This window comes from Micromonospora sp. NBC_00421 (assembly GCF_036017915.1).
In the GTDB taxonomy this organism is placed as follows: domain Bacteria; phylum Actinomycetota; class Actinomycetes; order Mycobacteriales; family Micromonosporaceae; genus Micromonospora.
The window spans coordinates 3067882-3082081 of the sequence record NZ_CP107929.1 but is presented as its reverse complement, the minus strand read 5'-3'; the positions used below and the strand labels follow the sequence as shown (position 1 = coordinate 3082081).

Annotated in this window: 1 protein-coding gene; it reads left to right on the top strand. The window is 74.3% G+C overall.

Annotated elements, in window-relative coordinates:
- Positions 1-11 precede the first annotated feature (11 nt).
- A complete protein-coding gene (locus tag OHQ87_RS13100; protein ID WP_328348239.1) occupies positions 12-14162 on the top strand; it encodes a type I polyketide synthase in 14151 nt (4716 codons plus the stop codon).
- Positions 14163-14200: the final 38 nt, after the last annotated feature.

The following is a 14200-nucleotide window of genomic DNA, read 5'->3' as shown; positions in this document are numbered from 1 at the left end:
GTGGGTCCACGGTGAGCAACGAGGACGAGAAGTACGTCGAGTACCTGAAGCGTACGACCTCGGAGCTGCGGCGTACCCGGCGGCGGCTGCGGGAGTTGGAGGCCCGGGAGTCCGAGCCCATCGCCATCGTGGCGATGAGCTGCCGGTTCCCGGGCGGGGTCGACTCGCCCGAGCGGCTGTGGCAGCTCGTGCGCGACGGCGGCGACGGGATCGGGCCCTTCCCCGCCGACCGGGGCTGGGACCTCGACGGGCTCTTCCACCCCGACCCCGACCACCCCGGCACCAGCTACGTCCGGGAGGGCGGCTTCGTCTACGACGCCGGGAACTTCGACGCCGACCTGTTCGGCATCAGCCCCCGCGAGGCCCTGGCCATGGACCCGCAGCAGCGGCTGCTGCTGGAGGCGTCCTGGGAGGCGTTCGAGCGGGCCGGGCTGCCGCTGCCGACCGTGCGGGGCAGCCGTACCGGGGTGTTCGTCGGGGCGGCCACGCACGGCTACGAGGCAGTGGTCGCCCAGGCCGAGAACGGTGAGGGGCACCTGCTCACCGGCAACGCCACAAGCGTCGTCTCCGGCCGGGTGGCGTACACCCTCGGTCTGGAGGGGCCGGCCGTCACCATCGACACCGCCTGCTCGGCCTCCCTCGTCGCGATCCACCTGGCCGCCCAGGGGCTGCGCAACGGCGACTGCGAGCTGGCCCTCGCCGGCGGTGTGACGGTGATGCCCACCCCGGCGGTCTTCGTCGGCTTCAGCCGGCAGCGCGGCCTCGCCCCCGACGGCCGGTGCAAGGCGTTCGCCGCCGGAGCGGACGGCACCTCCTGGTCCGAGGGCGCCGGCATGCTGCTGCTCGCCCGCCTCTCCGATGCGCAACGCCGTGGGTTCCCGGTCCTCGCCGTGATCCGGGGCAGCGCGGTCAACCAGGACGGCGCGTCCAACGGCCTGAGCGCCCCGCACGGCCCCTCCCAGGTGCGGGTCATCCGGCAGGCTCTCGCCAACGCCCGGCTCAGCCCCGGCGACGTGGACGCCGTGGAGGCGCACGCCACCGGCACCCGGCTCGGCGACCCGATCGAGGCGCAGGCGCTCATCGCCACGTACGGACAGGACCGGGGCGAGGCCGCCCCGCTGCTGCTGGGCTCGATCAAGTCCAATCTCGGCCACACCCAGGCCGCGGCGGGCGTCGCCGGCGTGATCAAGATGGTGCTCGCCATCCAGCACGGGATCGTCCCACCCACCCTGCACGTGGACGAGCCGTCCCCGCACGTCGACTGGACGGCCGGGGCGGTGGAACTCGCCGTCGAGGCGACCCGGTGGCCGGCCGTGGACCGTCCGCGCCGGGCGGCGGTCTCGTCGTTCGGGGTGTCCGGCACCAACGCGCACGCCATCATCGAGCAGGCCCCGGTGCCGGAGGCCCCCGTGCACGAGGGGGCTCCCGCCGCCGACCGCCCGGTCGTCCCGGTCCTGCTCTCCGCCCGCTCCGACGTCACCGTCGCCGCCCAGGCCGGCCGCTGGGCCGCCTGGCTGGCCGACGCCGACCGCGACGTCCGCCCCCTCGACGTCGCGTACTCGTCGGTGGTCTCCCGGTCCGTGCTGGAGCACCGCGCGGTGGTCGCCGCCACCGGACGCGACGACCTGCTGGCCGGGCTGCGCGCCCTGGCCACCGGCTCACCGGCCGGCAACGTCCTCGCCGGTACGGGTTCCGCGCTCGGTCAGCTCGCGGTGCTCTTCTCCGGTCAGGGTGCGCAGCGCGCCGGGATGGGTCGGGAGTTGTACGCGGCGTTCCCGGTGTTCGCGTCCGCGTTGGACGAGGTGTGTGGGTTTCTGGACCGGGCACTGCCGCAGCCGCTCCGGGGGGTGTTGTTCGCGGAGGCGGGTTCGCCTGAGGCGGGGTTGTTGGATCGGACGGTGTTTACGCAGGCGGGGTTGTTCGCGGTCGAGGTGGCGTTGTTCCGGTTGGTGGAGTCGTTCGGTGTGGTGCCGGACTTCGTGGGTGGTCATTCGGTCGGGGAGGTCACCGCCGCGTATGTGGCGGGGGTGTTGTCGCTGGAGCATGCGTGTGTGTTGGTGGCGGCGCGGGGTCGGTTGATGCAGGCGTTGCCGGCGGGTGGTGGGATGTTGGCGGTGAACGCCTCCGAGGCCGACGTGCTGGCCACGGTGGACGGCCTGGCCGACCGGGTGGGAATCGCCGCGGTCAACGGGCCGACCTCCGTGGTGGTCTCCGGGGACGCCGAGACCCTGGCCGAGGTGGAGCGGACCTGGCGGGACCGGGGCGTACGCACCCGGCGGCTGACGGTGAGCCACGCGTTCCACAGCCCTCTGATGGAGCCGATGCTGGCGAGGTTCCGGGCGGTCCTCGACCGGCTCACCTTCGCCGCTCCGGCGGTGCCGGTGGTGTCGAACCTGACCGGGGCGCTCGCCGACGCCGAGGAGATCCGCACGCCGGAGTACTGGGTGCGGCACGTCCGGGAGGCGGTCCGGTACGCCGACGGCGTCAACGCCCTGCGGGCCGCCGGGGTGGAGACGTTCCTGGAGGTCGGTCCGCAGAGCGTGCTGACCGCGATGGCCGTGGACATCCTGCCCGATGACGGGGGTGTGCGTGCCGTTTCCGCCCAGCGTGGGGACCGGCCGGAGGTCCAGGCTCTGCTGGCGGCCCTGTCCGAGCTGCACGTCCACGGCGTTCCGGTCACCTGGGGGTCCTGGTTCGCCGGCACCGACGCGACCCGGATCGACCTGCCCACGTACGCCTTCCAGCACCAGCGCTACTGGCCGGAGGCCGACGGCACGGCCGCCCCGTCGGGTGAGCGCGCCGACGGTGCCGAGGGCGACTTCTGGGCCGCCGTCGAACGCGGCGACCTGCCTGCCGTGGCATCCCACCTGGCCGTGCAGGACGACCCGGACGCCGTGGCGGCCCTCGCCCCTGCCGTACCGGTGCTCTCCTCGTGGCGTCGGGCCCGGCTGCGCGACGCCGTGGTGGACGCCTGGTCGTACCGGATCAGGTGGGACCCGATCCGCCCCGCCCCCGCCCTGGCCCTCACCGGCCGCTGGCTCGTCGTCACCCCCGGGGCGGACGCCGGCGAGGTGGCGGACGTGCTCGCCCGGGCCGGCGGCGACGTCGACGTGCTCGGCGTCGGCCCCGGCATCGGGCGGGAGGAGTTGGGGCCGCTGCTGCGGGACCGCGGGGAGCAGGGTTGGGCCGGCGTGCTCTGCCTGCTGCCCGAGCGGGACGAGCCGCTGCCGGACGCGCCCGCCGTACCCGCGGGGACGGCACTGCTGCTCACCCTCGTCCAGGCCCTCGCCGACACCGGACTGCCCGGCAGGCTCTGGTGCCTCACCCGGGGCGCCGTGGCGGTCGGCGGTGGCGAGACCGTCGTCGAGCCGTACGCGGCGGCTGCCTGGGGCCTCGGTCGCGTCGTCGCCCTGGAACAGCCGGACCGCTGGGGCGGCCTGATCGACCTGCCCGCCGCCAGCGCCGGGTCGCAGCGCGCCGGGGACCTCGACCGGGCCGCCGGGGACGCGCTGCTCGCCGTCCTCGCCGACGCCGGCCACGACCAGGTGGCGATCCGCCCACAGGGCGTGTTCGCACGGCGGCTCGTCCCCGCCACCGCGCCCGCCGGGGCGGCGTGGCGACCCACCGGCACCGTGCTCGTCACCGGCGGGACCGGCGCGCTGGGCCGGCACGTGGCCCGGTGGCTGCTCGCCAACGGCGCCGCCGAGGTGGTGCTCGCCTCCCGCCGTGGTCCGGACGCCTCCGGCGCGGCCGAACTGCGCGACGAGCTGACCGGACTCGGCGCGGCCCGGGTGGTCGCCTGCGACGTCACCGATGCGGACGCCGTGACCGCCCTCGTCGCCGACCTGCCCGACCTGACCGCCGTCGTGCACACCGCCGGGGTGGTCGACGACGGTGTCCTCGACGGTCTCGATCCGGCCCGGATGCAGGCCGTCCTCGACGGCAAGGTACGCGCCGCACGGGTGCTGCACGAGGCCACCGCCGGGCGGAACCTCGACGCGTTCGTGCTCTTCTCCTCCCTCGCCGGCATCGTCGGCAGCGCCGGGCAGGGCAACTACGCGGCGGCGAACGCGTACCTCGACGCGTTCGCCGCGTGGCGGCGCGGCCAGGGGCTGCCCGCCACCGCCATCGGCTGGGGCGCCTGGGCCTCCGACGGCATGGCGGCGGCGACCGCCGCGTTGACCGCCCGGCTCGCCCGGGGCGGCATCAACCCGCTGCCCGCCGCCGAGGCGGTCACCGCGCTCGGCCGGCTGGTCAACGCCGACGACCCGGCGGTCACCGTCGCCGACGTCGACTGGGGACGCCTCGCCGCCGCCTGGGGCGGACCGACCCCGTTGATCGCCGGTCTGCCCGGGGTACCGGTCGGGCGGACCGGACCGGTCCGCGCCGTCGTCGTCGGCCGGTCCCTGCCGCAGCTCACCGAGGTGGTCCGGACCCAGGTCGCCGCCGTGCTCGGCTACCCCGCCGGTAAGCCGCTACCCGACCGCACCTTCCGCGACCTCGGCTTCGACTCGCTCACCGCCGTCGAGCTGCGCAACCGGCTGACCGCCGAGACCGGCATGACCCTGCCCGCCACCCTCGTCTTCGACCACCCCACGGTCGCCGAACTCGCCGCCCACCTGCACGGCCTGACCGCCGGTCACGCCCCGGGCGAGGTGGTCGCCGACGGTGCCGGCCTGCACCGGGAGCCCATCGCGATCGTGGCGATGAGCTGCCGCCTCCCCGGCGGTGTGTCGTCGCCCGAGCAACTGTGGGACCTCCTCGCCGCCGGCACCGACGCGATGACCCTGATGCCCGGTGAGCGCGGCTGGAACCTCGCCGAGCTGTACCACCCCGACCCCGAGCACCTCGGCACCAGCTACGTCCGTGAGGGCGGCTTCGTCGCCGGGGCGGGCGAGTTCGACCCCGCCTTCTTCGGCATCAGCCCCCGCGAGGCAGTGGCCATGGACCCGCAGCAGCGGCTGCTGCTGGAGGCCGGCTGGGAGGCGTTCGAGCGGGCCCGGATCGACCCGACGGCGCTGCGCGGCAGCCGCACCGGCGTGTACGTCGGCACCAACGGGCAGGACTACGGCTCGCTGCTGATGGCCGCCGGGGACGTCGACGAGAACTACCTCGCCACAGGTGTCTCCGCCAGCGTCATCTCCGGGCGGCTGGCGTACACGTTCGGGCTGCACGGACCGGCCGTCACCGTCGACACGGCCTGCTCGGCGTCGCTGGTCGCGCTGCACCTCGCCGCGCAGGCCCTCCAGGCGGGCGAGTGCGACCTGGCCCTGGCCGGCGGTGCCACCATCATGGCCACCCCCGGCATCTTCGTCGGCTTCTCCCGCCAGCGCGGCCTCGCCGCCGACGGGCGGTGCAAGCCGTTCGCCGGCGCGGCCGACGGCACCAGTTGGGGCGAGGGCGTCGGCCTGCTGGTGCTCCAGCGGCTCTCCGACGCCCGGCGGGACGGCAACCCGGTCCTCGCGATCGTGCGGGGCAGTGCCGTCAACCAGGACGGTGCGAGCAACGGGCTGACCGCCCCGAACGGCCCCGCCCAGCAGCGGGTCATCCGGCAGGCGCTGGCCAACGCGCGGCTCACCCCGGCCCAGGTCGACGCGGTCGAGGCGCACGGCACGGGCACCACCCTGGGTGACCCGATCGAGGCGCAGGCGCTGCTCGCCACGTACGGGCAGGAGCGTCCCGCCGACCGTCCGCTGTGGCTCGGGTCGATCAAGTCGAACCTCGGTCACACCCAGGCCGCCGCCGGCGTCGCCGGGATCATCAAGATGGTGCTCGCCATGCGGCACGGCGTCCTGCCGCCCACCCTGCACGTCGACGAGCCCACCCCGCACGTCGACTGGTCCGCCGGCCACGTCGAGCTGCTCACCGAGGCCCGCCCCTGGGAGCCGGTCGACGGCGTCCGTCGCGCCGGGGTGTCCTCCTTCGGGATCAGCGGCACCAACGTGCACACCATCATCGAATCGGCACCCGCCGAGGAGCCCGCGCCGCAACCGGTGGCCGACGGACCGGTAGGCGAACTGCCCTGGGTGCTCTCCGGGCGCACCGCCGACGCCCTCGCCGACCGTGCGCGTGACCTGCTGGACCACCTGGAGGAGGTGCCGGCTGCCGCGCTCGGCGACGTCGGCTGGTCGCTCGTCGCCACCCGGGCCTCCCACGACCACCGCGCGGTGGTCTTCGCCGCCGAGCGCGAGGAACTGGCTGCCGGGTTGACGGCGCTGGCCGATGGTCGGCCCGGGTCGGAGGTCGTCGCGGGTGTCGCCGGTATCCCCGGTGAGGTGGCTTTCGTCTTCCCGGGGCAGGGTTCGCAGTGGGTGGGTATGGCGGCTGGACTGTTGGATACCGCTGCGGTGTTCGCGGAGAGGTTGGCTGCGTGTGCGGAGGCGTTGCGTCCGTACGTGGACTGGTCGTTGCTGGACGTGGTGCGTGGGGTGCCCGGGGCGGCGTCGCTGGAGCGGGTGGACGTGGTGCAGCCTGCTCTGTTCGCGGTCGGTGTGTCGCTGGCGGCGTTGTGGGAGTCGTACGGGGTTCGTCCGTCGGCGGTGGTGGGTCACTCGCAGGGTGAGATCGCTGCCGCGTGTGTCGCGGGGGCGTTGAGCCTTGACGACGCGGCGGCGGTGGTGGCGTTGCGGAGTCGGGTCATCGCGGGGATGGTCGGGGACGGTGGGATGGTCTCGGTGGCCACGAGCGCCGAGGAGGCGACGGAGACGATCGCCCGCTGGGGTGGCCGGGTGGCGTTGGCGGCCGTGAATGGGCCGACGTCGGTGGTGGTGTCCGGTGATGTGGCTGCGCTTGACGAGTTGGTGGCGTACTACGAGTCCGGGGGGGTTCGGGTTCGGCGGGTGCCGGTGGATTATGCGTCGCATTCGGTGCATGTGGAGCCGTTGCGTGAGCAGTTGCTGGAGTTGTTGGCGGGGTTGCGTCCGCGTTCCGGGGGGGTGCGGTTCTGGTCGACGGTGGTGGGGGGGTGGTTGGACACTGCGGGGTTGGATGGGGAGTACTGGTATCGGAATCTGCGGCAGACGGTGCGTTTCGATGAGGCGGTGCGGAGTCTGGTCGGGGTGGGTTACTCGACGTTTGTGGAGGTGAGTGCGCATCCGGTGTTGACGATGGCGGTGCAGGAGTCGGTGGAGTTGGTCGCTGCTGATCCGGCGGCGGTGACGGTGACGGGTAGTCTGCGTCGTGGTGAGGGTGGTCTGGGTCGGTTCCACTGTGCTCTGGCGGAGGTCTTCGTCAGGGGTGTGTCGGTCGACTGGCGGCAGGCGTTCGGTGGTTGGGGGCGTCGGGTGGACCTGCCCACCTACCCCTTCCAACGGCAGCACTACTGGCCGCAGCCCTCCGCCGCGGCCCGTCCCGCCGGTCCGGCCGCCGCAGCGGTGGCGGACGACGAGGTCGACGCCCGGTTCTGGGCCGCCGTCGAGGCGGAGGACCTGACCGCGCTCACCGCCGAACTCGCCGACACCGTCGACGCCGACACGGTGCCCGGGGCGGCCTTCGCCGACGTGCTGCCCGTGCTCGCCGCCTGGCGGCGCCGGCACCGCGACCAGGCCGCCGTCGACTCGTGGCGGTACCGCGACGCCTGGCTGCCCGTCGCCGACGGCGACGAGCCCGCCGTCACCGGCACGTGGTGGCTCGTCACCGGCCCCGACACCGCTGCCGACCAGGCCGCGTTCTGTCGGGACGCACTCGTCCGGCACGGCGCCACTGTCGTACCCGTGGAGCTGGAGGCCGAGCGGACCGACCGCGCCGCCCTCGCGGCCCGGGCCCGCGACCTCGCCACGGCCGTACCCGTCGCCGGGATCGTCTCCCTGCTCGCGCTCGACGAGACCCCGGCCCCCGCCCACCCGTCGGTGCCCGTCGGCTTCGCCGGCACCGTCACGCTGACGCAGGCCCTCGGTGACGCCGGTGTCCGTGCGCCGCTGTGGTGCCTCACCAGGGGTGCCGTCACCACCGACTCCGGCGACCCGCTGCCGCACCCCGTGCAGCAGCTCGCCTGGGGCTTCGGCCGGATCGCCGCCCTGGAACACCCCGACCGTTGGGGTGGCCTGCTCGACCTCCCCGACGAGCTCGACGCCGCCGCCGGCCGCCGGCTCGTCCGCGTCCTCGCCGGACGGGACGGGGAGGACCAGGTGGCGCTGCGGCGCGCCGGCACGTTCGGTCGCCGGCTGCTGCGCGCCCCGCTCGGCGGCGCTCCGGCCGCCCGCACCTGGCGGCCCACCGGCACCGCCCTGGTCACCGGCGGCACCGGTGCCCTCGGCGGGCACGTGGCCCGCTGGCTCGCCGCCAACGGCGCGCCCCACCTGGTGCTGCTCAGCCGGCGCGGCCGGCAGGCCGAGGGCATCGCCGAGCTGGAGGCCGAGCTGGTCGGCCTCGGCGCCCGGGTCACCGTCGCCGCCTGCGACGCCGCGGACCGGGCGGCCCTCGCCACCGTCATCGACGGTCTGCCGGCCGAGCACCCGCTGACCACCGTCGTGCACACCGCCGCGGTGCTGGACGACTCCGTGATCAGCTCGCTCACCCTCGACCAGGTCGACCACGCGCTCAGCGCCAAGGTCACCGCGGCGGTCAACCTGCACGAGCTCACCCGCGACCGCAACCTCGACGCGTTCGTCCTGTTCTCCGCCATGGCCGGCACCGTCGGCAGCTCCGGCGTCGGCAACTACGCTCCCGGCAACGCGTTCCTCAACGCCCTGGCCGAGCACCGGCGCGGCCTCGGGCTGCCCGCCACGTCGATCGCCTGGGGCGCCTGGGGCGGCGGTGGCATGGCCGAGGGCGACTTCGGCCAGCTGCTGTACCGGCACGGTGCCCCCGAGATGGATCCGAAGCTCGCCGTCACCGCGCTGCACCAGGCCGTCGAGCACGACGAGACGTTCCTGACCATCTCGAACATCGCCTGGGACCGGTTCTACGTGGCGTTCACCGCGACCCGACCCGGGCCGCTGATCGCCGAGATCCCCGAGGCGCGGGCGATCGCGGCCACCAAGGGGCTCGTCCGGGCGGAGGTCGACGAGACCGGCCCCGCCGCCACCTTCGCCCGGATGAGCGCCGGCGAGCGCCAGCAGGCGCTGCTGGACCTGGTCCGCGACCAGGCGGCCACGGTCCTCAAGTACGCCGGCGGCCAGGCCGTCGACCCGCACCACGCCTTCCGGGACGTCGGCTTCGACTCGGTGACCGCCGTGGAGCTGCGCAACCGGCTCGCCACCGCCACCGGTCTGCGGCTGCCGGTGACCCTCGTCTTCGACTACCCGACCCCGACCGTGCTCGCCCGGCACCTGCACGAGGAGCTGGGTGGCGGGGCCGAGGTGGCCGCCGCCGCCCCGGTGACCCTGGCCGACGACGAGCCCGTCGCCATCGTCGCCATGTCCTGCCGGTTCCCCGGTGGTGGCCACGACCCGGAGCGGTTCTGGCAGATGCTGCACGCCGGCCGCGATGCCGTCTCCGACCTACCGGGCGACCGGGGCTGGGACGTCGACCGGCTGTACGACCCCGACCCCTATTCCACAGGCACCTCCTACGTCCGCAGCGGTGCCTTCCTGTACGACGTCGCGGACTTCGATCCCGGTTTCTTCGGCATCAGCCCCCGTGAGGCGTTGGCGATGGATCCGCAGCAGCGGTTGTTGCTGGAGACGTCGTGGGAGGCGGTCGAGCGGGCAGGGGTTGACCCGGGGTCCTTGCGGGGTTCGCGAACAGGGGTGTTCGTGGGCACGAACGGTCAGGACTATGGGGCCCTGTTGATGATGGCCTCCGATGAGGTGGAGGGGTTCGGGGCGACGGGGAACGCCGCGAGTGTCCTGTCGGGTCGGGTGGCGTACGCGTTGGGGTTGGAGGGGCCGGCGGTGTCGGTGGACACGGCGTGTTCGTCGTCCCTCGTCGCGCTGCACCTGGCGGTGGAGTCGCTACGGCGGGGCGAGTGTGATCTTGCCCTGGCCGGGGGCGTGACAGTGATGGCGACGCCGGGCCTGTTCGTGGAGTTCTCCCGGCAGCGTGGGCTGGCGGCCGACGGGCGGTGCAAGGCGTTCGCCGCCGCGGCGGACGGCACCGGCTGGGGCGAGGGGGCCGGCATGCTGCTGGTCGAGAGGTTGTCGGACGCGCGGCGTAACGGCCACACGGTGCTGGCGGTGGTGCGCGGCTCGGCGGTGAACCAGGACGGTGCGTCGAACGGGTTGACGGCGCCGAATGGTCCGTCGCAGCAGCGGGTGATCCGTCAGGCGCTCGGCGCGGCGGGGTTGTCCGCGCGGGATGTGGATGTGGTGGAGGCGCACGGTACGGGTACGACGCTTGGTGATCCGATCGAGGCGCAGGCGTTGCTCGCCACATACGGGCAGGAGCGGCCGGATGGCCGGCCGTTGCTGTTGGGGTCGGTGAAGTCGAACATCGGCCATACCCAGGCCGCTGCGGGTGTGGCGGGTGTGATCAAGATGGTCCTCGCCTTGCGGCACGGGGTGGTGCCGGCGACGTTGCACGTGGATGAGCCGTCTCCGCATATCGATTGGTCGGCGGGTGCTGTGGAGTTGGTGACGGAGGCGCGGCCGTGGCCGGTGGTGGGGCGGCCGCGTCGGGCGGCGGTGTCGTCGTTCGGTATTTCCGGCACCAACGCGCACGTGATCGTCGAGCAGGCCGACGAGGTCGAGCTGCCGGTGGAGGTTGCTCCGGGGCTTGTCGACTCGGAGGTGACCGTGTGGTCGGTGTCCGCGCGGACCCGTGGCGCGTTGGCGGGTCAGGCGGGTCGGCTGGCCGCGTACGTGCGTGGGCATGGTGGTCTTGACCCGGCGGCGGTCGGTTGGTCCCTTGCCATCACGCGGTCCATCTTCGATCAGCGCGCGGCGGTGGTCGGGGCGGGCGTCGAGGAGTTGCTCGTCGGGTTGGAGGCGGTGGCGGCGGGTTCCCCGGCGGGGAATGTCGTGACGGGATCCGCCTCGGGGCACGGTGCTGGTCCGGTGTTCGTGTTTCCGGGTCAGGGTGGTCAGTCGGTGCGGATGGCGGCGGGTTTGGTGGGTCGGGTGCCGGTGTTCGATGCGCGGTTGGCGGAGTGTCAGCGGGCGTTGGTGCCGTATCTGGATGTGGATGTGGTGTCGGTGTTGACCGGGGATGACGAGTCGTGGTTGGGGCGGGTGGAGGTTGTCCAGCCGGTGTTGTGGGCGGTGGGTGTAGCCCTGGCGGCGGTGTGGGAGCACGTGGGGGTGTCTGCGGCGGTGGTGGTGGGTCATTCGCAGGGTGAGATCGGTGCGGCGTGTGTGGCGGGGATTTTGTCCTTGGAGGATGGGGCGAGGGTGGTGGCGTTGCGGTCGCGGGCGTTGGGGGTGTTGCGGGGTTCGGGGGCGATGGCGTCGGTGGATCTGTCGGTGGAGGCGGTCACCGAGCGGTTGGTGGGGTTCCCCGGGGTGGGGGTGGCGGCGGTGAACGGTCCGGCGACGGTGGTGGTGTCGGGTCCGCCGCAGCCGGTGGCCGATCTGGTGGCGGCGTGTGTGGCCGACGGGGTGCGGGCTCGGTTGGTTCCGGTGGATTATGCGTCCCACTCGGCCGCCGTGCAGGAGGTCGCCGAGCGGTTGCGCACCGATCTGGTCGATATCACCCCGCGGCCGGGCCACGCCCGGCTCGTCTCCACCCTGACCGGGGATTGGGTGGACCCGACCTCGATGACGGCGGAGTACTGGTATGAGAATCTGCGGCGGACGGTGCAGTTCGACGCGGCGGTGCGGGTGGCGGTCGCGGCGGGGCACAGCACGTTCGTGGAGGTCTCCCCGCATCCGGTGTTGACGATGCCGGTGACGGCGATCCTGGATGACACGGGTACGGCGGGGCATGTCCTGGGCACGTTGCGTCGGGGCGAGGACGACCCGACCCGGCTGTTGACCAACCTGGCCACCGCGTACACGCTCGGTCTGCCGGTCGACCTGACCCGGGTCCTCGGCAGGACGCCGACGGTCGACCTGCCCACGTACGCCTTCGACCGGGCCCGGTTCTGGCCGAGCCGGGCCGACGGGCAGGGCGACGCGGACCTGGCGTCGAGCGGCGTCGACTCGGCGTTCTGGGCGGCCGTCGAACGGGAGGACCTGGCGGCGCTCGCGGAACTCACCGCGCAGGACGCCGGCGAGTCGCTGGAGCGGCTGGGCGCGGCTCTGCCCGTGCTCGCGTCCTGGCGTCGCCAGCAGCGGGAAAGGTCCGCCCTGGACGACCTGCGCTACCGCAGTGTCTGGCAGCCGTACCCGGGCATGCCCGTCAGCTTCCTCCCCGGCGCCTGGTGGGTGGTCGCGGACGTGCACCGCGCGGCCGAGGGCGAGGCCGCCGTGGCCGAGCTGACCCACCGGGGCGCCGACGTCCGGCTCGTGCTGCTGCCCGAGGAGCTGACCGACCGGGCGGCCGTCGCCGCGCACCTGGCCGCCGCAACCCGTACCGACGACGGCGGACACGTGCCGGTGGACGGCGTGCTGTCCCTGCTCGCCCTCGCCGACGCCCCGGTCGACGACACCCAGCCGGTGCCGCCCTTCCTGGCCCGGTCCCTCGCCCTGGTGCAGGCCCTCGGCGACCTCGACGTGGCCGCCCCGCTGTGGTGCGTCACCCGGGGCGCCGCCGGCACCACCCGGGGCGGAACCCCGGCACGGCCGGAGCAGTCGCTGCTCTGGGGCCTCGGCCGGGTCGTCGCCCTCGAACACCCGGAGCGCTGGGGTGGGCTGGTGGACGTGCCGGCGACCCTCGACGGCCACGGCTGGGACCTGCTCTGCGCCGCCCTGGCCGGTCTCGACGGCGAGGACCAGCTCGCCGTCGACGGCACCACGATCCTCGTCCGCCGGCTGGTCCGGGCATCCGGTGGCACCGCCGCTCCGGAGGAGCCCGACCACTCCGGCACGACGCTGATCACCGGCGGCACCGGCGCCCTCGGCGCGGAGGTGGCCCGCTGGCTGGCCGCCCGGGGCGCCGAGCACCTGCTGCTGGCCAGTCGCCGGGGCCCGGACGCTCCAGGCACGGCCGACCTGGTCCGTGAGTTGACCGACGCCGGCGCGCGGGTGACCGTCGCCGTCTGCGACGTGGCTGACCGGGCCGCGCTGGCGAAGCTGCTCGCCGAGGTGCCCGCCGACGTGCCCCTGACCGGGGTGGTGCACGCGGCCGGGGTCCTCGACGACGGTGTCCTCGACGGCCTCACCGACGACCGGCTCGCCGTCGTCCTGCGGCCCAAGGTGCTCGGCGCGCTGCACCTGCACGAGCTGACCGCCGACCTGCCGCTGCGCGCGTTCGTGTTGTTCTCCGCGATGGTCGGCCAGCTCGGGGCCGCCGGGCAGGGCAGCTACGCCGCCGCCAACGCGTACCTCGACGCGCTCGCCGAGCAGCGGCACCAGCAGGGACTGCCGGCCACGTCGATCGCCTGGGGCCCCTGGGTCGCCGGCGGGATGGCCGCCGCCGACCGGGCCGTGGAGGAGCGCCGTCGCCGCACCGGTGTCGCCCGCCTCGACACCGCGACGGCGTTCGCCGCGCTCGCCGGGTGCGTGGCACGCCGCGAGCCGGCGACGCTGGTGGCCGGCATCGACTGGGCGCGGTACGTGCCGGGATTCGTCGCGGTGCGGCCCAGTCGGCTGCTCACAGGCGTTGCCGAGGCGCAGCGGGCCGTCGCCGAGCGGGCCGGGGACGCCGGGTCGTCCGCGGAGTCCCTCGCCGCCCTGCTCGCCGGGCAGACCGACGCCGAGCGGCGCAAGACGCTCCTCGACCTGGTACGCGGCCAGGCCGCCGCCGTCCTCGGGCACGCCTCGGCGGACGCCGTCGCGCCGGACCGGGCGTTCCGGGAGCTCGGCTTCGACTCGCTCACCGCGGTCGAGCTGCGTAACCGGCTGACCGCGGCGACGGGCGTACGGCTGCCCGCCACTGTCGTCTTCGACTACCCGACCGCCGCAGGCCTCGCCGAGTACGTGCGGGCGGCGATCGTCGACGGCGGCGTGGTCGGCGTCGCACCGGTCTTCGGCGAGCTGGACAGGTTGGAAGCGGCGCTAACCGGTTCGGCGCCGGACCGCAGCGCCCGGATTCGGATCACCGAGCGGCTACGGGCGCTGATGGCCTCCCTCAGCGAGGCCGACACCCCGGCGGGCGGCGACGGGGACACCGTCGCCGAGAAGCTCCAGGACGCCACGTCCGATGAGGTCTTCGACTTCATCGACCGGGAGCTGGGGATGTCCTGACGTGATCGTTGCGTGCACGGGTCAACACAAGGAGCGGG